The sequence below is a fragment of the Comamonas odontotermitis genome (assembly GCF_014207855.1).
Taxonomy (GTDB): domain Bacteria; phylum Pseudomonadota; class Gammaproteobacteria; order Burkholderiales; family Burkholderiaceae_C; genus Comamonas; species Comamonas odontotermitis_A.
Genome location: NZ_JACHKZ010000024.1, coordinates 27,134 through 46,271, shown reverse-complemented (window position 1 = coordinate 46,271; position 19,138 = coordinate 27,134). Strand labels below are relative to the sequence as shown.

The window sequence follows — 19,138 nt, the reverse complement described above, 5'->3', positions numbered from 1 at the left end:
TTTATGCCGCTACCGCTTTCTTGATCTGCTCCAGCACATCCTTGGCGCTGGCCGGGATGGGGGTGCCGGGGCCGTAGACGCCCTTGACGCCCGCGTTGTACAGGTAGTCGTAATCCTGCGCAGGGATCACGCCGCCGACGAAGACGATGATGTCGTCTGCGCCCTGCTTTCTCAACTCTTCGATGATGGCGGGCACCAGCGTCTTGTGACCCGCAGCCAGGGTCGAGACACCCACGGCGTGCACATCGTTCTCGATGGCCTGGCGCGCGCACTCTTCGGGAGTCTGGAACAGCGGGCCCATGTCCACGTCGTAACCCAGGTCGGCAAAGGCGGTGGCTACCACCTTGGCGCCACGGTCGTGGCCGTCCTGGCCGAGCTTGGCGATCATGACGCGCGGGCGGCGGCCTTCGGCCTCGGCAAAGGCGGCGATTTCGCCCTTGAGCTTGTCCCAGCCTTCTGCGGAGTCGTAGGCGGCGGCGTACACACCCGTCACCTTTTGCGTGTCGGCGCGGTGGCGGCCAAAGGATTTTTCCATCGCGTCAGATACTTCACCCACCGTAGCGCGCAGGCGCACGGCCTCAATGGCCAGGCCCAGCAGGTTGCCCTGGCCGGATTCGGCTGCTGCGCTCAGTGCATCCAGCGCCTGCTGCACGGCGGCGGCATCGCGCTTTTCCTTGATGCTTTTGAGGCGCGCGATCTGGCTGTCGCGCACCTTGACGTTGTCCACTTCCAGGATGTCGACCGGGTCTTCCTTGGCCAGCTTGTACTTGTTGACGCCCACGATGATTTCCTTGCCCGAATCGATGCGCGCCTGCTTTTCGGCGGCTGCCGCCTCGATCTTGAGCTTGGCCCAGCCGCTGTCCACGGCCTGGGTCATGCCGCCCATGGCGTCCACTTCTTCGATGATCTTCCAGGCGGCATCTGCCATCTCCTGGGTCAGCTTCTCCATCATGTAGCTGCCAGCCCAGGGGTCGATCACATTGGTGATGTGGGTCTCTTCCTGGATGATGAGCTGGGTGTTGCGCGCGATGCGGGCGCTGAACTCGGTGGGCAGCGCAATGGCTTCGTCCAGCGCATTGGTGTGCAGCGACTGCGTGCCGCCAAACACGGCAGCCATGGCCTCGATGGTGGTGCGCACCACGTTGTTGTACGGGTCCTGCTCGGTCAGGCTCCAGCCGCTGGTCTGGCTGTGCGTGCGCAGCATCAGGCTCTTGGGGTTCTTGGCGTCAAAGCCCTTCATGATGCGGCACCACAGAAGGCGCGCGGCACGCATCTTGGCGATTTCCAGGTAGAAGTTCATGCCCACCGCCCAGAAGAACGAGAGGCGGCCCGCGAAGGCGTCCACATCCATGCCCTTGGCAATGGCGGTCTTCACATATTCCTTGCCGTCTGCCAGCGTGAAAGCCAGCTCAAGCGCCTGGTTGGCGCCCGCTTCCTGCATGTGGTAGCCGCTGATCGAGATCGAGTTGAACTTGGGCATGTTCTGGCTCGTGTACTCGATGATGTCGCCGATGATGCGCATGCTCGGCTTGGGCGGGTAGATGTAGGTGTTGCGCACCATGAACTCTTTCAGAATGTCGTTCTGAATGGTTCCGGAGAGTTGGTCCTGCGGCACGCCCTGCTCCTCGGCAGCCACCACGTAGCCTGCCAGCACCGGCAGCACGGCGCCGTTCATGGTCATCGAGACGGAGACCTTGTCGAGCGGAATGCCATCGAACAGGATCTTCATGTCTTCCACGCTGTCGATCGCAACGCCTGCCTTGCCCACATCGCCGGTCACGCGCGGGTGGTCGCTGTCGTAGCCGCGGTGCGTGGCCAGATCAAACGCCACCGATACACCCTGCCCGCCAGCGGCCAGCGCCTTGCGGTAGAACGCGTTGGATTCCTCGGCCGTAGAGAAGCCCGCGTACTGGCGGATCGTCCAGGGACGCACGGCGTACATCGTGGCCTGCGGGCCGCGCATGTAGGGCGCAAAGCCGGGCAAGGTGTCGGCAAAGGGCAAATCGGCGGTATCGGCCGCCGTGTAAAGCGGCTTGACGGTGATTCCATCCGGCGTCACCCAGTTGAGCGCTCCCACGTCGCCCCCCGGGGCAGATTTGGCGGCCGCCTTTTCCCAGGCGGCAAGGTCGGCCTGGGCAAACTCGGATGCGGTGTTTTGCTTTGCGGAATCAGTCATGTCTCAAGCTTTGTATCCGTTGTTCAATCAATTCAGACCTGCAAGCAAGGCCCGTAACGGGATTCGCTGCTGCTGCACTCTTGTCTGCGCAAGTCTCGCCCGAAATGGTGGCCCATCCCGCGCCATCCTGCAAGTGTACATTATTCATAATTATGAATGCAGAATTTTGAATTTCGGAGACCTTCTGTACAATCCTCGTACCGATGAACACCCCCACCTTTGCGCCCCGCGCCCTGTACCAAGACGTTGCCGAGCTCCTGCGGCAGCGCATTTTCGCCAACCAGCTCCCGCCGGGCAGCTGGATTGACGAGCTGAAGATTGCCGAGGAAATCGGCATCAGCCGCACCCCTTTGCGCGAAGCTTTGAAGGTATTGGCGACGGAAGGCCTGGTCACGATGAAGCTGCGCCGTGGCGCCTATGTGACTGAGGTCTCGCAAAAGGACCTGCTGCAGGTCTACCACCTGCTGGCTTTGCTGGAGAGCGACGCCTCCGCCGAACTGGCCCGGAACGCGAGCGATGCCCAGATTGCAGAGCTGCAAGCCCTGCACGACGCGCTGGAAGCGGCGGTGAATGACCGCGATGGGTTCTTCAACGCCAACGAGCGCTTTCACATGCGCGTGCTGGAGATGCTCGACAACAAGTGGCTCAGCCAGATGGTGGCCGACTTGCGCAAGGTGATGAAGCTCAACCGCCACAACTCGCTGTTCAAGTCAGGCCGCATTGAGGAATCGCTGCAAGAGCACCGGGAACTGATGCAGGCGCTGGCCGCACGCGACCCCGGCGCCGCCCAGGCCTGTGTGAAGCTGCATTTCAAGAATGGGTTGGCGGCAGCGGTGTAACTGCAGGCGCTTTCGCTATCATTCAATGAGCATTCAGCGCTTGCCCATCGCGCGCAAAAGGCTGATTCTTTCCCCAATCGCTGTCGCTGTGGCTGCCAAATCCCCTGGCTAGCCCTGGTAGCGCAGGTGCACCAAGGGATAGGCCCGGCCCTGGCCATCCAGCGGGGAACGGCCCGTTTCCACAAAACCCAGCGCGCGGTAAAAGGCCATGGCCCGCGGATTTTGCGCGTTCACATCGGTCGTCAGCCGCGGATGCACACCCAGCGCCCAGCGCACCAGGAGCGTGCCAACGCCCTGCCCCTTGCTGGCAGGATCGACGAACAATGCTTCCATATGGCCCCCGGTAGGGCCGCTGGACAGCAGCATGAAGCCAAGCGGCCAGTCTGCCGCGTCCACCGCCAGTACGAGCGGCGCCTGCGGCAGAAAACCCGCCACCTCCCGCGCGATGGCCTCGCGGTCTGCCTGTGCCAGAAAATCGTGGCTGTCATCCACCGCGCGCTGCCAGATCTGTAGCGCACGGGCGCCCTCGGCAGCGGTAGAGGCGCGTATCTTCAGTACGGGGTTGCCTGCCATGTTCAACGCCCTTCCAGGAACCGCTCCACGCCCTGCGCGGCACGCACGCCGCTGGCAAGCGCTGCCGTCAGCAGATAGCCGCCCGTGGGCGCTTCCCAGTCCAGCATCTCACCTGCGCAGAACAGGCCCGGCATGGCGCGGCACATCAGATCGGGCGTCAAACCCGCAAACGCCACGCCACCTGCGGTACTGATGGCCTCGTCCATGGGGCGCGTGGCAACCACGGTGATGGGCGCAGCCTTGATGGTAGCGGCCAGGCGCTCGGCATCCTGCATCCCATCCTTGCCCAGCACCTCGAACAAGAGCGCTGCCTTGATGCCGTCCAGGCCCAGACGGCCTTTCAAGTGGCTGGCGAGGCTGCGCGAGCCGCGCGGGTGGCGCACTTCGGCCAGCACACGTTCGGTGCTGTGGTCCGGCAGCAGATCGACAGTGAACGTGGCGCCGCCATTGCCCTTGATGGCTTCGCGCAGCGCACTGGAGACCGCGTACACCAGGCTGCCTTCAACCCCATGCTCCGTGGCCACAAACTCGCCTTTTCGCACGAACGGTCTACCGCTTCCGCTATCAAATGTGATAGCCACCGACTTGAAAGGCTGGCCCGCATACTTGTCGCTGAAAAATGGCGACCACCCGGCCTGAGCTGAGCCATCCGCGCCGCGCTGCATGCGCACCTCGAATCCACAGTTGGCCGCCTGCAGTGGCGCCACCTCAATACCCGCCTGCTGCAGCACCGGCGCCCAGGCACCGTCCGAGCCCAGGCGTGCCCAGCTGCCGCCGCCCAGGGCCAGCACCGTGGCGCGGGCCTGCATCGTCACCTCCCCTTGCGGCGTGGCAAAGCGCAGTGCGTTGTTCTCGCCAAAGCCCAGCCATCGGTGCCGCATCGCAAAGCGCACGCCTGCTGCGCGCATCGCCACCAGCCAGCTGCGAAGCAGTGGGGCCGCTTTCATATCGGTGGGAAAGACGCGGCCCGACGTGCCCACAAAGGTCTCGATACCCAGGCCATGTGCCCAGTCCTGCACGTGCTGCGGGCCAAAATCGTGGAGCCAGTCACCCACCACGCCCTGCTGCGGGCCGTAGCGGCCGACAAAGGGCTCGGCGGGTTCCGAGTGGGTCAAGTTGAGTCCTCCGCGCCCCGCCAGCAGGAATTTACGACCCACCGATGCACTGCCATCAAACAGCGTCACCTGCCAGCCCTGCAGTGCCAGCCGGTGCGCCGCCATCAACCCCGCAGGCCCGCCACCGATGACGGCCACATCCGGGGAGGCAGAGGAAGAAGGGTCGGACATGGGCACAGTCATGGCAAGGCACAATCAAAAACAGCAAGGGGGCGAACCTTACACCAACTGCAATGCCCTCGGAGCGAAATTCAGTACGAAGTGCATGGCGCGGTGTTCAGAGCCACCGACCCTCCACCCACATAGCGGGCCCTATTTTTTCGACCAACGGTCCTTGGTCAGCCAAGGTCCCACCATCAGCACGACAAGCGCAATCACCGTGCAGAAGATGGCTGCGGACTCCTCGCCCACGCCCACGGCTACGCCAATGGCTGCAGTGAACCAGATGCCGGCAGCGGTAGTCAGCCCCTTGATGTCTTCCTCACCATCTTTGGAAGATTTCAGAATGGCGCCAGCCCCGAGAAAGCCCACACCCGCAATCACCCCCTGGATCACCCGGCTGGATTCCTGCGCACTCACGCCCAGCAGCTGGGCAATTGCCAGGAACATTGCAGCCCCCATGGCCACCAGCATGTGCGTACGCAGACCTGCGGCTTTTCCGCTGGCTTCGCGCTCAAAGCCAAGCAAGCCACCCAGCAGCGCGGCAAGCACCAGCTTGAAAACAATGCGCGTGGCCTGCTCCAGATCGGGCAGATCGGATAGTTCCTGGGCAATGGTGTTCCAGATAATGGCGACGGCTGAATCGGATGGGTTCATGGTACAGCGCTCTCCAGTGTGAGATCCCCCCCATCCTAGCGTTGAGCCCGCGGCGCCCACGTAGGACACCCAAGCACTTTCGCCCCGCGCCGCTGTAGATGACAACGCGCGCAGCCGCAGCGCGCCGGCCGGTCACCCGGATCGCTATTCCTGCCGAACCAGCTGAAAGTATTTCAGGCATCCCCAGACCGCACCCACGACCAGGCCGATGCCGATTCCCCAGGCCACTGGCACATTGAAGGCAAAAATCAAGACAAACATCAGGCCGACACTGACCAATGCAATCCATACCAGCGTCACATAGTCGAAGTGCGCAACTGCCATGGCGTCATCGGCCACGCTGCGAGGTGCATGGCCTGCCTTGCCACGCAGGTGTCTGAGCAACAGGACATCCACGATGAAATCAAAAATACCGAGTATCAGATCGATCACGAAGCCCATAGCAAAATATCCTCCTCGTTCTGCAAAGCCCAGCTCGTTATTTTTTGAAAAGGCTGGCTGGTGCGCTTGCCCCAACGCCCGAATGTACTGCAGCGAAGCATACCTGCAGCCATGGACAGGCCAATTTTCCCGATTGCATACGGCTTGCACACTCCAACCCCCAAAGTCCGCAAATCCGGAGTGCCGAGGCACGTCTGTGAAGGCTCAAAAAAATAAATGCAGGCGCTTGGGAATATAGAAAGCCTGGCTTGCGTCTACCTCAGTACCTTCACTTCAACTTGAAAGACATACGCCATGAAATTCCCTTATCTGCCGGTCCTCGCCTTCTCCTTTGCTGCTGCCTTGACCTCTTTGGCGCAGGCTGAACCCGTTGCCAAGATGGCTGGCGGCATGCTTGTCAACGCCAGCGGAATGACGCTCTACACCTTCGACAAGGATGTGGCTGGCAGCAACAAAAGCATGTGCAACGGCCCCTGCATCGAGTTGTGGCCCGCAGTCTCTGCCTCGGCCGATGCCAAGCCCGAAGGCGATTTCACGGTGATCACCCGTGACGATGGCAGCAAGCAGTGGGCCCACAAAGGCAAGCCGCTGTATACCTATGCTGCCGACAAGAAAGCGGGCGATGCCACAGGCGACAATTTCAAGGGCGTGTGGCACGTCATCAAATAAGCGGCAGCGCTTGCTGCCCATAGCGACCCAGACCTTCTAGAACTTGTATGCGCGCACAGGACGAAGCTGAAATCGTGGCCTGCATTCCCAGCCTGCGGCGGTACGCACGCGGGCTGATGTCCGACCCCGATCGCGCTGATGATCTGGTGCAAGACACCCTGGAGCGCGCCTGGTCGCGCTTTTCGATGTGGCAGAAGCGCAGCGAGCTGCGGGCCTGGATGTTCGGCATCATGCACAATCACTTCATCGATCGCATCCGCGCCCAGCGCAGTCGGCCGGAAGACAGTGCGGGTGACGAGCTTCCAGAACTCCCCCAGCGGCCGCAGCAGGCCGATGCGCTGGAACTGCGCGACCTTGATCGCCTGCTGCAGCGGCTACCGCCCGAGCAGCGCGAAGTGCTGCTGCTGGTCGGCGTTGAAGAACTCAGCTACCAGGAGGTAGCCTCTGTGACCGGCGTGCCGATTGGCACGGTCATGTCTCGCCTCTCCCGTGCCCGGGCCCGTTTGCGCGATGAGATGGCTGGCAGCGGCAAAAGCCAGGACAAGGTCACCGCCGCAACCCAAAGAATTCAACGTGTGAAGTGATCATGGACACCCCACAGACCAAGGCCATCGACTCCCACTCTGTGCCCCCCGTCACAGAAGCCGATCTGCATGCCTATGTGGACCGGCAATTGGCGAGCGCGCGGCACGCCCAGGTAGAGCAATACCTGGCCGAGCACCCGGAGGAGCAGGCGCGTGTTCAGGCCTGGCAGCAGCAAAATGCGCGCCTGCGCGAAATGCTGGCACCCGTGATGGATGAACCCTTGCCCCTGGGTCTGCCATTGCGGCCAGCGGCTGCAGGGTTTCCGTGGCGCAGCCTGGCCGCAGCGGTGTTGATTGCGGTGGTGAGCGCAGGGTCGGCATGGTCGATCCGAGGAGCCGTGGATGCCCAGGCGGCACGGCTTGCCGCGGCCCAACGCTCCCAGACCGTGGCTACCAGCCATGGCGCCTTGGCCGGGTTTGCGCAACGCGCCGCCATTGCGCACGTCGTGTACAGCCCGGATGTGCGGCGGCCCGTGGAAATTGGTGCCGACCAGGAACAGGCACTTGTCACCTGGCTTACCAAGCGCATGGGAACGGAGGTGCGCCCTCCCCAACTGGCGGGTCTTGGCTACGAACTGATCGGAGGCCGCCTGCTGCCAGGAGGCGATGGCCCGGTGGCGCAGTTCATGTACGGCACGGCTGGCGGGCAGCGCCTGACGCTCTATGTGACGCGAGAAGTCCCCGGCCAAGGCGATGCCCAGTTCAAGTTTGGCCAGGATGGCCCGGTGAACGTGTTCTATTGGGTGGAAGACCATCTCGGCTATGCCATATCGGCCGGGGCCGACAAGGCGGAGCTGATGCGGGTGTCCCAGGAAGTCTATCGTCAACTCAAGCACGGTTGAATGGGCCCGGCGCGCGCCCTCAAAAAAGGGGGCTCTTTGCCCAACACGGCTGGTGTAATCGCCAAGCCCGCCCACCGCCCGAAGATGGAATAAACGGCATCGCTCAAACGTCCATCGGCTGTGACACATCCCCTCCTTTCCTTCCGTCCATGGCCAGACTGCGCATTCGTGCGCAGTGCCAAACCATCCATGGCCTCGTTCGGCCCCCTTCGGCCCCCTTCTGCCCTCCTCCTGTCCTCTTTCCTGCCTACGCTCTCGCCACCTTCCTTTGATGGAATCCACACCATGAAAAAACTCCGAGATTTCCGCCACTCTCTCCAGCCACTGCTCGCCTCGCTGCGTTCATTGACAGCTTGCGTTTGCCTGGTCGTTTCCAGCAGCGCCCAGGCTGCTCCCGTGATCAACGTGTATGGCCCTGGTGGCCCCGCCCCCGCCATGAAACAGGCTGCCAAGGAGTTTGGCGACGCCAGGCAGGTCACGGTCAACGTCGTCGCCGGGCCCACGCCGCAGTGGATCGACAAGGCCAAAAATGACGCCCACGTCGTATTCAGCGGAGCCGAAAACATGATGAGCGACTTTGCCAAGGCCATGCCCGGCATCTTCGATCTGCGCGACGCAGAGCCCATGTACCTGCGCCCCGTGGCCATCCTGGTGAGGCCCGGAAATCCCAAGGGAATCAAAGGCTTCCGCGATGTGCTCGCCCCTGGCACCAAGGTTCTTGCGGTAGCAGGCGCGGGCCAGAACGGCCTGTGGGAAGACGTTGCCGGCCGAACCGGCGATATCCAAATGCTGCGCGCATTCAGAAAGAATCTGCTCCTGCCCGAAGCTGCCAACAGCGCCGAAGCTCGCAAACGCTGGATCGAGCAACCAGACATCGATGTCTGGCTCATCTGGAACATCTGGCAAGTCGCCAACCCGGAACTGGCAGAACTCGTTGAAATGGATGAACCTTTCCGCATCTACCGCGACACCGGTGTTGTGCTCACCCACCGAGGCGAAGAGGTTTCCGAGGCAAAGGAATTTGTCAAATACCTGCAGTCGCCCGCAGGGCAAGCCATTTTTGCCAAATGGGGCTGGAAGACGCCCTAAGAACCTGTTCAAGGTCTCCTCGCGCCGCGACAGTACCTTGGCGCGATGAGATGCAAGGGGTGCGCCAGGCGACCCAGTACCGCAGCAATAGCACTGCTATTGCGAGGATCTGCAAAGACGTAGATCGTCCCTAGCCGGGCGTCCCTAACCGGGCATCCGCCAAGGTGTTGTCCCTGGGGGTTGGCAAAACGCTTCAAAGCCCGGCTCAAGAGCCAATCCTTACGGCAAACTTACATTTGTTAAAACAATCGAATTCATTTATTGATTTATTTGATCTATGATTAAGGCACTCCAGAGAGGGAGTGAAGAGAAGCACATAAGAGCTAGCCCAAGCTTGAGCCCGCGGAAGCGGGCTCTTTTTTTACCTATTGGTAGCGAATAAGATACAACCAAAACTATCATATTGATAGATTCAGGCTAATATTGCCACAGAGATTTGTGCCGAGTTCGTGCCTCTCCCTCTCCCAATCGCTTCTGCACGACATTCTGGAACCACCAGGATCGGCCTTTTTATAGTGAACTTCTGCCACCTTAGGGTGGCATTTTTTTAAGCCCACGGCTCTGGCTGCGGGCTGGAGGGGTCATGGGTCAACAGCAGTTCAAGCCATTTATCGAGCTTTTCAAACGCACAGCCGAAGCATTGGACGCTCGGGGCGAGCCTGTCGAACTGGATACCCCGCTGGCCCTGCTATCGCGTCTGATGAGCGATGTCGAAGGCTACCTGTCAGAGACCGAAATGCTTGTTCTTGCGGAAATTGGTGGATATATCTACCGAGAAGGCAAGCGCAGCAAAACCTTGCAGCGTGACTGAAGGCGCGTGTTTTGGCACGGATCACCGAGGAGTGGGTTGCGTGCAGGCCGCACAGACGGCGGCGCGGGAGCATTAGATATGCGGCCCACAGCAGTCTGACGACGGACAAGGTCGAGCCTGCGCTTTCTTTCAATGCTGGTGTTGATGGTGCACGTCTGGAAAGTGTTCATGGCTGTGCGTCAGCGGCTCATGGCGATGCCAGTGCACGTGTTTTCCCATAGGGTTCACACCATCGGCGTGCACATGCTGATGGTGCGCATCATGTTCGTGTTCATGGCTGTGCTCCAGAACTTCGTGCGTATGTTCATGCCCGTGCGCCTCGGTCAGGTGCAGCCAGACGCCAATAGCCATGAGCAGGCCGGCTACCAGCAACCGCAGCGAGGTTGCCTCGCCCAGAAAAAGGATGGCAAGCAGCGCACCAAAAAATGGGGCAACCGAGAAATAGGCCCCCGTACGTGCAGTGCCCAGGTTGCGCAAAGCGACAACGAACAGCACCAAGCTGCTGCCATAGCTTAAAAATCCGATGACAGCGCCGATGGAGATGACCGCGGGCGATGGCCATTCGATACCAGTGGCAAGAGCCAGAACAAGATTGGTCGCGCCTGCGGCCAGGCCCTTTACCATGGCGACAAAGGATGCATCAGCAACGGAGACCTTGCGCGTCAGGTTGTTGTCAATTGCCCAGCAAAGACATGCGCCAATGATCGCAAGCGATGGCCAGAGCGATGTTGTTCCTGTACTGCTGGGCCAGCTGAGGACGATGGCGCCAGCCACGATGGCAACCATTCCGAGAGCTATGCGGCGGTCGAAGTTCTCCTTGAAAACAAACCATGCCAGCACGGCAGTGAGCACGCCTTCGGCATTCAACAGCAACGAAGCATCGGAGGCGGTCATACCGCTCAAACCAGTCATCAGCAGCAGCGGCCCCACCATGCCGCCCGATATGACAGCGCCTGCAAGCCACCCCAGTTCGCTGCGTCTGAGCGCCACGGATGGCGCTCGGGTCACCAGTCGGTAAGCCAGCAATCCAATACCCGAGCCAAGATAGAGAATGCCCGCCAGCAGCCACGGACTCGCATGCTCCAGCAGCAGCTTGACAGCAGGTGTTCCTGCACCAAATAACACTGCGGCGCCCAGCGCTGCCAGTACTCCGCGATTTGTCAGCGCATTCATGGTTACCTTTCAACGAACATGCTCCAGACAGCATTGCCAGCTGGATGGCCCCATCATCTCAATCCTCAGCGAATAATATTTGCTTCGCAAAGTCCATGGTTGGACGTTAGAATTTTGTCGTTGGGGACTTGAGCAGTCTCCCCGCATCGAAGGGCCCCCCTGCCCCAAGTGCTGCTCCTAATTACGGGCCATGCGCCCGGGTAGGAGCTCATCTTGACATTGCCAACCCATTCTGAGTCGTCTTCACAGCAATTGGCGGAAAACGCTGCCCCGTACACGTTGTGGCAGCTCGCCCTCTATATGCTCGGCCTTGGCGCCTGGGGATTCGGCGGTCCCGTCGCGCTTGTAGGCTATATGTACCGTGACCTGGTGGAGCGACGCAACTGGTTCACCGAGGCTGACTACAAAGAAGGGCTCGCGCTCGCCCAATTGATGCCTGGCCCACTTGCGGCGCAACTGGCCATCTATCTGGGATTTGTCCGGTATCGCTTGCCTGGTGCAACGCTCATTGGCCTTGCCTTTGTACTGCCGTCGTTTGTCATGGTCGTTGCGCTTGGAGCTGCGTACAAAGCATTCGGTGGTCTCGCATGGATGCAGGCAGTGTTCTATGGCGTAGGAGCCTGTGCCATCGGCATCATCAGCATCAGCGCTTACAAACTCACCGTCAAGAATGTGGGCAAAGACAAGCTTCTCTGGGGCATTTGTGCCGTGAGCGCGACTGTCACTTTCGTCACCCAATCCGAAGAGCTGTGGCTGTTCATTGGCTCAGGGGTTCTGGTGTGGCTGCTGCGCGCTCCCCCAAAGTGGGCAACCGGGGGAAAGCTTCGCTCGGTTGCAGCGCCGGTTGTCGGCTTTTTTGCCTTGAACGGCCTCGACTGGGAGCGGTTGGCGCAGATTGGCCGCTATTTCGCCTATGCCGGTACCTTCGTCTTCGGCAGCGGACTGGCGATCGTGCCATTCCTGTACTCCGGCGTGGTCAAGGAATATGCGTGGCTAACAGACCTCCAGTTCGTTGATGCGGTTGCGGTCGCCATGATTACGCCTGGCCCGGTGGTCATCACAACCGGGTTTATCGGTTTCCTGGTGTCCGGCTTCTGGGGTGCCGTGGTCGCGGCCATTGCAACATTCCTTCCGTGCTTCCTGCTCACGGTGATTCCTGCGCCTTATTTCAAAAAATATGGGAAAGCCCCTGCATTGGTGGCCTTCGTTGACGGAGTCACCGCTGCCGCCATTGGCGCCATCATCGGAGCAGTGGCTGTCATCGGACAACGCTCGATCAGCGATGGGGTGACCGCATGCATGGCTGTGGGAACGGCTGCAGTGCTGCTGCGGTTCAAAAAGCTCCCGGAGCCGGTGGTGGTGTTTGTGGCTGCGCTCTCCGGGCTGGCGATATATCCCTGGGTACAAGCCAGGTAGCACTCATACCGGCTTCGATGCGCGTCAAAGCAAGGTTCGAGGTGGCCATTCAGCTGCCTCGTTCAAGTCGCAGCTTATGGCAGTAACAAGAGCGCGGCCTTTGCCGCAATCCGCAAAAAGCCACTGTCGCGGCGCGAGAAGATCGTAAACACGTTCTTAATCGTGCAGCATCGACACAAACCCCGGCCTGCCCGCCACATGCAGCGTCGCCACGGGCGCTGGCGTGCTTGCAATCCGTACGCCGCGGCGCCATACACCCAGGCGGGTGGCCTTCAGGCGCAGGGCTTCGATGGGGTTGCGGGCGTGCAGCAGCACAAAGTCTGCATTGCAGCCCGCTTCCAGCCCATAGCCTTGCAGACCCAGCATTTGGGCTGGGTTACGGGTGATCGCATCAAAGGCCTGCTGCATGCCGGTGCGGCTTGTCATCTGCGCCACATGCAGGCCCATGTGGGCCACATCAAGGGCATCGCCACTGCCCAGGCTGTACCAGGGGTCCATCACGCAGTCGTGGCCAAAGGCGACGGTCAGGCCCGCTGCCATCAGCTCGGGCACCCGCGTCATGCCCCGGCGCTTGGGATAGGTGTCGTGGCGGCCCTGCAAGGTGATGTTGATCATCGGATTGCTGACCACGCCCAGTTGGGCCTCTGCCATCAGCGCGATGAGTTTGCTGACGTAGTAGTTGTCCATGCTGTGCATGGAGGTGAGGTGCGAGCCGGTGACACGGCCGTGCAGGCCCAGGCGCTGCGTATGGTAGGCCAGGGTTTCGACATGGCGGGAGTGCGGATCGTCCGATTCGTCGCAGTGCATGTCCACGCGCCTGCCCTGCTCGGCTGCCAGCTCGCACAGAATGCGCACGCTCTCGGCACCGTCGGCCATGGTGCGTTCAAAATGCGGAATGCCGCCCACCACATCCACGCCCATCGCCAGAGCGCGTTTGAGGTTATCGAGCCCGCCGGGCGTGCGCAGCACGCCATCCTGCGGAAAGGCGACCAGTTGCAGATCGATATAGGGAGCCACGCGCTTTTGCACATCGAGCATGGCCTCCACGGGCAGCAGGCTCGGGTCGCTGGTGTCCACATGGCTACGGATGGCCAGCAGGCCGCGCGCCACGGCCCAGTCGCAGTAGGCCAGGGCACGCTCCACCAGTGCCTCGTGCGTGAGTTGGGGTTTGAGCTCGCCCCACAGCGCAATGCCTTCGAGCAAGGTGCCGCTTTCGTTCACGCGCGGCATGCCGTAGCTGAGCGTGGCGTCCATGTGAAAGTGCGGGTCGACAAAGGGAGGGGTCAGCAGCAGGCCCTGCGCGTCCACCACCTCATGTGCAGGCGCCTGCAGGCCTTCGGTCACTTCGGTGATCTTGCCGCCTTGCACGGCAACGGACATGCGTTGCCGACCATCGGGCAGCGTGGCATTGGTGATGAGGAGATCGAGCATTTTTTTGTCCTTTTTAGATGCGCCTTGGTGCCAAACTGGCTTCTGGCGAACAACCGGCAAGCGCTGATTGCTATAAAAATAGCTCAGCGTTCGCCCTTGCGGTAGGGTTTCATCAGCGCCTGCGGGTAGGCTGCCTTGCGGGCCACCAGCACCAGGGCCAGGATGGACAGCAGGTACGGCAGCATCAGGTAAAACTGGTACGGCAACAGCCCGTCGCCCGACTGTTGCAGGCGCAGCTGCAGCGCATCAAAGAATGCAAACAGCAGCGCACCCAATAGCGCCTTGCCCGGCCGCCACGATGCAAACACGACCAGCGCTACGCAGATCCAGCCACGGCCATTGATCATGTTGAAGAAGAAGGCATTGAAGGCCGAGAGGGTGAGGAAGGCGCCCGCCACCCCCATCAACGCCGAGCCCGCGATGATGGCGCCGCTGCGCACCGCCATCACCGGAATGCCCTGCCCTTCGGCAGCCTGCGGGTTTTCTCCCACCATGCGCACGGCAAGGCCCAGCGGCGTGCGCATCAGCACCCAGGCAAGCACCGGCACCAGCAGCAGCGCCAGCAAGGTGAGCGCCGTCTGCTCACCCAGAATCGGTATCGGCAGCCAATCCATGGCTTCGAAAGGCGTGATGGTGGGCGGCGTGTTCACCTTCGGAAAGCTCACGCGGTAACCGTAGTACGACAAGGCCGTGGCCAGCATGGTGATGCCCAGCCCGGATACATGCTGCGACAGCGCCAGGCCCACCGTCAGCCAGGCATGCAGCGCGCCAAACACCGCGCCGGCAAGCGCCGCCACCAGCACGCCGGTCCACAGGCCATGGCCCGCATAGACCGTGAGCCAGCCGGTGAAGGCCCCCGCCACCATGATGCCTTCGATCCCCAGGTTGAGCACACCAGCGCGCTCGCACAGCAGCACACCCAGAGTACCCAGCAGCAGCGGTGTGGCGGTGCGCAGCACGGCCACCCAGAAGGCACCGTTGGCCAGAATGTCCATCAACTCGCTCATGCCGCACCTCGCACTGCAAAACTCTCTTTTTGATAGCCAATAGTGCTTATCAGATGGGCACCGGAAGCCATTTTTTCTGTAACCATGGCGCTTCTCACTTTCTGCGCAGGCGGTATTGGGTCAGCAGGCTGGCCACCAGCACCGACAGCAGCGACGCCGCCACGATCACATCGGCAATCGCATTGGGCACGCCCACAGCGCGGCTCATGCTGTCGGCCCCCACCAGCATTCCGGCCACAAAGATGGCAGACGCCACCACGCCCAGCGGGTGCAGCCCGGCCAGCATGGCAATCACGATGCCGCTGTAGCCGTAGCCGGGCGACATATCGAGCGTGAGATAGCTCGTGCGGCCCGCCACCTCGATGGCACCGGCCAGGCCCGCGAGCCCGCCCGACAGCAATGCCACCAGCACCACGGTGCGGGTCACCGGCACACCGGCAAACGCTGCAGCACGCGGGTTGGCTCCCGCGGCTCGAATATCAAACCCTGCCACCGTGCGCTTCAGCAGCAGCCACAGCGCCACCGCCAGCCCCACGGCTATGGCCAAGCCGGTGTGCAGGCGGGTCTGCGGGATGAGCTTGCCCAGCTCCAGATCGCCCTGCAGCGCCACGCTTTGCGGCCAGCCCATGGCCATCGGGTCTTTCATCGGGCCGTCGAGCAGATAGGCCACGAGCAGCAGCATCACAAAATTGAGCAGCAAGGTCGTCACCACCTCGTCCACGCCCAGGCGTGTTTTCATCAGGGCCGGGCCCAGCAGCAAGGCCGCACCGGCCAGGGCGGCTGCCAGCAGCATCAGTGGAAAGAGCAGGTACATCGGCAGCTCGAACCCGGTGCCGCCATGCATGCCGCCCACAGCCACCGCCGCCACCGCACCGGCATACAACTGCCCTTCGGCTCCAATATTGAACAGCCTGGCACGAAAGGCCACGGCAGCGGCCAGCCCCGTCAGAATCAGCGGCACGGCGCGGGTCAGGGTTTCTGACAGCGCAAACAGCGAGCCAAACGCGCCCTTGAACAGCGCCGCGTACGTGGCCCCCACGGGCGCCCCCGCCCACAGCACCAAAAGGCCGCTGACCAGCAGGGTAAACAACACAGCGCCCAGCGGCGCAGCCACCATGGCGGCTTTGGAAGGGGTGGGTCTTTTTTCTAATCGCATGGCAATCTCTCACACCTCACGGGCAGCAGGCACACCGGCCCCCGCCATCGCCAGGCCAATGGTTTCGCGGCTCCACTCGGCGTGTGGCAGCGCGGGCGACAGGTGGCCTTCGTGCATCACGCCAATGCGGTCTCCCAGGGCCAGCACTTCGTCCAGGTCGTCCGATATCAGCAGCACGGCGGCCCCTGCATCGCGCGCGGCCAGCAGCTGCTGGTGCACAAAGCGCACGGCGCCGATGTCGAGCCCCCAGGTGGGCTGGTGCGCCACGATGAGGCGTGGAGAAGCGCCCTCCCCGCCTAGGCCTTGCGCCTGTGGCGCCAGCAAGGCCCGGCCCAGAATCAGCTTTTGCATGTTGCCGCCCGACAGTGAGCGTGCCGGCGCATCAAGCCCGCCGCCGCGCACATCAAACTGCGCGGATACATGCTGGGCCTGGCTGCGTGCTGCGGCGCGCCTCACCCAGCCCAGGCGCGAGAACCAGCGGCTGCGCAGGCGTTCGGAGACGGCGTTTTCCCATACCGGCAGATCGCCCACCACGCCCGTGCTGTGGCGGTCTTCCGGAATGCGCGCCACGCCCTGCGCCACCAGCGCGACGGGCGACGCGGGCATGGGCTGGCCCTGGTAGCGCACCGTGCCACTGCCCACACGGCGCATACCACACAGCACATCGGCCAGCGCCACCTGGCCGTTGCCCGAGACTCCGGCAATGGCGACGATCTCGCCCGCCCGCAGATCAAGCGAGACATCGACGAGGCGGTCACGCGCAGTGCTTTTCTTGCTGAGCAGCGTGTGGACATGGCCCAGCTGGCACACGCTGGCACCTACGCTCTGCGCAGGGCGGCGCTCGGGCAGGGCCACGGCCTCGCCCACCATCCATTGCGCGAGCTGCGCCTGTGTCGTGCCAGCCGTGGGGGCCTCGGCCACCAGCTTGCCGTGGCGCAGCACGGCCACTCGGTCGGCCACACGCAGCACTTCGCCCAATTTGTGGCTGATGAAGATGATCGACAGGCCCTGCGCCACCATCTGCGCCAGGGTGGCAAACAAGGCCTCGCTCTCCTGGGGTGTGAGCACGGCAGTGGGTTCATCCAGAATCAGAATGCGCGCCCCTCGGTACAAGGCTTTCAGGATTTCCACCCGTTGGCGCTCGCCAACCGTCAGGCCCGCCACCCGCGCATCGGGCTGCACCGGCAGCCCGAACTGCGCGGCCACCTGCACCAGTTTGGCGCGCGCCTGTGCGGTGGCCGATGCAGGGCGCAGCAGCGATTCGCTGCCCACCATGATGTTGTCGAGCACGCTCAGGTTGTCTGCCAGTGCAAAGTGCTGGTGCACCATGCCGATGCCCGCGGCCAGCGAGGCACGCGGCTGGCCGGGCGGCAGGGGCTGCCCATGCACATCGATATGGCCCTCATCGGCCACATAGTGGCCGAACAGGATCGACATCAGGGTGGATTTGCCCGCTCCGTTTTCGCCCAGCAGTGCCACCACCTCGCCCCGGTGCAGGGAAAGCGAGATGGCATCGTTGGCGACCAGCGGGCCAAAGCGTTTGGTGATGCCGTGCAGTTGCAATACAGGCAATTGGGGCTGCACGGCGGAGGATGATGAAGGCGGCATGGTTTGGGGCACGGGGGCGCCGGTTGCGCACCGCTGTGGTGCTAAGGTGCAGCTGTCTGGTGTCGGTTCACCAGAAGGGATAACTGACCAAGTGAAAAAAGAATAGCTGGCAGCGTTTGCTGCTATTGGGTTTTCAATAGAAAAATCATAAAAACCCAATACAGAAAGGCGCTACACGCTATGCTTTTGATACCTAAGCGTGCGCAGGCCATGCCGGAGATTGTCCATCACGCCCTGCGCACCGCATGCCGCCTTATTTGGCGGTGGATTTGGGCTGGGAGTCATCCACCTTCACGGTGAACTTGCCAGCCAGGATGTCGGCTTCCCTCGCCTTGACCTTGGCCACCAGATCAGCAGGCACCTTCTTCTCGAAGGTTCCGAGCGGCGCGAGCGACGAGCCCTTGTACTTCATCATCGAGTACGGGCCATAGTCTTCCGCCTTGTAGCTGCCGTCCTTGACGGCCTTGATCGCGCGGTCCACGCTCGGCTCCATGTGCCACAGGGCGGACGCAACCACGGTGTCGGGATACTTGTCCTGCGTGTTGATCACGTTGCCGATGGCGAGCTTGCCCTTTTCCTTGGCTGCATCGCTCACGCCAAAGCGCTCTGCGTAGAGCACGTCGGCGCCCTTGTCGATCATGGCAAAGGTGGCCTCCTTGGCCTTGGGGGGATCAAACCAGCTGTTGATGAAGGTGACGGTGAATTCCACCTTGGGGTTGGTCTCTCTGGCGCCCGCCATGAAGGCATGCATCAGCCGGTTCACCTCAGGGATCGGAAAGCCCCCGACCATGCCGATCTTGCCGGTCTTGGTCATGCCGCCCGCGATCATGCCGGTGAGGTAGGCAGGCTCCTGGATATAGTTGTCAAACACGCTGAAGTTGGGCGCCTGGATCTTGCCGGACGAGCCAGCCACGATGGCCATCTTGGGGAAATCCTTGGCCACCTTGCGGGCAGCGGCTTCCACACCGAACACTTCGCCAAACATCAGCTGCGCGCCGCCGGTGGCGTATTCGCGCATCACGCGCTCGTAATCGGCATTGGCCACGTTTTCGCTGGATTTGTATTCGATCTCGCCACGCGCCTCAGCCGCCTTGAGCGCGTTGTGGATGCGGCTGACCCATTGCTGCTCGTAGGGCACGGTGTAGACCGCTGCCACCTTGAGCTTGGCCTGCGCCTGCGCCGCCACGGGGCTGCCAACCACGATGGCCACAGGAATGGCTGCCAGACACGCTTGAACAATACGACGCCTTGTACTCATACCGAAAACTCCTTGTTGTGTAGAACGTCCACATGGTCGGAACCAGTGGTCAGGCGGTTTGCAGCAAATTCCGTACCGGATGGAAACAGGGGCCCTCAAGCTCGCGCATTTCATGCGGCGGCACCTTCCAGGAG

The 19,138-nt window shown here is 62.1% G+C and carries 18 protein-coding genes; 7 read left to right on the top strand and 11 right to left on the bottom strand.

Annotated features, from left to right (window positions below; all coding sequences use genetic code 11):
* Position 1 precedes the first annotated feature (1 nt).
* Positions 2-2,176 (bottom strand): methylmalonyl-CoA mutase, encoded by a 2,175-nt coding sequence (gene scpA / locus HNP33_RS16210; RefSeq protein ID WP_184710268.1) that lies wholly within the window; start codon positions 2,174-2,176, stop codon positions 2-4.
* A gap of 203 nt (positions 2,177-2,379) precedes the next feature.
* On the opposite strand from scpA, the gene HNP33_RS16205 reads away from it, so the two are divergent.
* Entirely contained in the window at positions 2,380-3,015 is a 636-nt protein-coding gene (locus HNP33_RS16205) for a GntR family transcriptional regulator (RefSeq protein WP_184710269.1), read from the top strand.
* Between the two features lie 108 nt (positions 3,016-3,123).
* On the opposite strand, the gene HNP33_RS16200 is transcribed toward HNP33_RS16205, so the two are convergent.
* The 4 genes from HNP33_RS16200 to HNP33_RS16185 form a co-directional block, all read right to left on the bottom strand.
* The gene (locus tag HNP33_RS16200; RefSeq protein ID WP_184710272.1) at positions 3,124-3,588 is read right to left on the bottom strand and encodes an acetyltransferase; all 465 of its coding nucleotides are present in this window, start codon (positions 3,586-3,588) and stop codon (positions 3,124-3,126) included.
* A gap of 2 nt (positions 3,589-3,590) precedes the next feature.
* Positions 3,591-4,874, bottom strand: a complete 1,284-nt coding sequence (locus tag HNP33_RS16195; protein ID WP_221452098.1) for a TIGR03862 family flavoprotein — start codon at positions 4,872-4,874, stop codon at positions 3,591-3,593.
* A 141-nt stretch (positions 4,875-5,015) separates the two neighbouring features.
* Positions 5,016-5,519 (bottom strand): MgtC/SapB family protein, encoded by a 504-nt coding sequence (locus HNP33_RS16190; protein WP_184710276.1) that lies wholly within the window; start codon positions 5,517-5,519, stop codon positions 5,016-5,018.
* Positions 5,520-5,663: 144 nt separating this feature from the next.
* Entirely contained in the window at positions 5,664-5,960 is a 297-nt protein-coding gene (locus HNP33_RS16185) for a hypothetical protein (RefSeq protein ID WP_184710278.1), read from the bottom strand.
* A 294-nt stretch (positions 5,961-6,254) separates the two neighbouring features.
* Here HNP33_RS16185 and HNP33_RS16180 point away from each other — a divergent pair, with 294 nt between their 5' ends.
* The 5 genes from HNP33_RS16180 (at position 6,255) to HNP33_RS16160 (ending at position 9,955) form a co-directional block, all read left to right on the top strand.
* The gene (locus HNP33_RS16180) at positions 6,255-6,629 is read left to right on the top strand and encodes a hypothetical protein (RefSeq protein ID WP_184710280.1); all 375 of its coding nucleotides are present in this window, start codon (positions 6,255-6,257) and stop codon (positions 6,627-6,629) included.
* 47 nt (positions 6,630-6,676) lie between these two features.
* Entirely contained in the window at positions 6,677-7,213 is a 537-nt protein-coding gene (locus HNP33_RS16175) for an RNA polymerase sigma factor (RefSeq protein ID WP_184710282.1), read from the top strand.
* A 2-nt stretch (positions 7,214-7,215) separates the two neighbouring features.
* A complete protein-coding gene (locus tag HNP33_RS16170) occupies positions 7,216-8,055 on the top strand; it encodes an anti-sigma factor family protein (protein ID WP_184710284.1) in 840 nt (279 codons plus the stop codon).
* A gap of 285 nt (positions 8,056-8,340) precedes the next feature.
* Positions 8,341-9,144 carry a substrate-binding domain-containing protein gene (locus HNP33_RS16165; RefSeq protein WP_184710286.1) on the top strand — a complete coding sequence of 268 codons (804 nt, stop codon included), beginning with the start codon at positions 8,341-8,343 and terminating at the stop codon, positions 9,142-9,144.
* 583 nt (positions 9,145-9,727) lie between these two features.
* The gene (locus HNP33_RS16160; RefSeq protein WP_184710288.1) at positions 9,728-9,955 is read left to right on the top strand and encodes a hypothetical protein; all 228 of its coding nucleotides are present in this window, start codon (positions 9,728-9,730) and stop codon (positions 9,953-9,955) included.
* A 129-nt stretch (positions 9,956-10,084) separates the two neighbouring features.
* On the opposite strand, the gene HNP33_RS16155 is transcribed toward HNP33_RS16160, so the two are convergent.
* On the bottom strand, positions 10,085-11,128 hold the full coding sequence (locus HNP33_RS16155; RefSeq protein WP_184710290.1) for a DMT family transporter: 1,044 nt from the start codon (positions 11,126-11,128) through the stop codon (positions 10,085-10,087).
* Between the two features lie 300 nt (positions 11,129-11,428).
* On the opposite strand from HNP33_RS16155, the gene HNP33_RS16150 reads away from it, so the two are divergent.
* Positions 11,429-12,544 (top strand): chromate transporter, encoded by a 1,116-nt coding sequence (locus HNP33_RS16150; protein ID WP_184710357.1) that lies wholly within the window; start codon positions 11,429-11,431, stop codon positions 12,542-12,544.
* A gap of 156 nt (positions 12,545-12,700) precedes the next feature.
* On the opposite strand, the gene HNP33_RS16145 is transcribed toward HNP33_RS16150, so the two are convergent.
* From HNP33_RS16145 to HNP33_RS16125, 5 genes are all read right to left on the bottom strand, one after another.
* Entirely contained in the window at positions 12,701-13,975 is a 1,275-nt protein-coding gene (locus HNP33_RS16145) for an amidohydrolase family protein (protein ID WP_184710292.1), read from the bottom strand.
* 83 nt (positions 13,976-14,058) lie between these two features.
* Entirely contained in the window at positions 14,059-14,982 is a 924-nt protein-coding gene (locus tag HNP33_RS16140; protein ID WP_184710294.1) for an ABC transporter permease, read from the bottom strand.
* A gap of 94 nt (positions 14,983-15,076) precedes the next feature.
* Positions 15,077-16,138, bottom strand: coding sequence for an ABC transporter permease (locus HNP33_RS16135; RefSeq protein WP_184710296.1), 1,062 nt, complete (start codon positions 16,136-16,138; stop codon positions 15,077-15,079).
* A gap of 9 nt (positions 16,139-16,147) precedes the next feature.
* Complete coding sequence (locus tag HNP33_RS16130) at positions 16,148-17,746, bottom strand: ABC transporter ATP-binding protein (protein ID WP_184710359.1); 1,599 nt, start codon at positions 17,744-17,746, stop codon at positions 16,148-16,150.
* A gap of 253 nt (positions 17,747-17,999) precedes the next feature.
* Complete coding sequence (locus HNP33_RS16125; protein ID WP_184710298.1) at positions 18,000-19,004, bottom strand: BMP family protein; 1,005 nt, start codon at positions 19,002-19,004, stop codon at positions 18,000-18,002.
* Positions 19,005-19,138 lie beyond the last annotated feature (134 nt).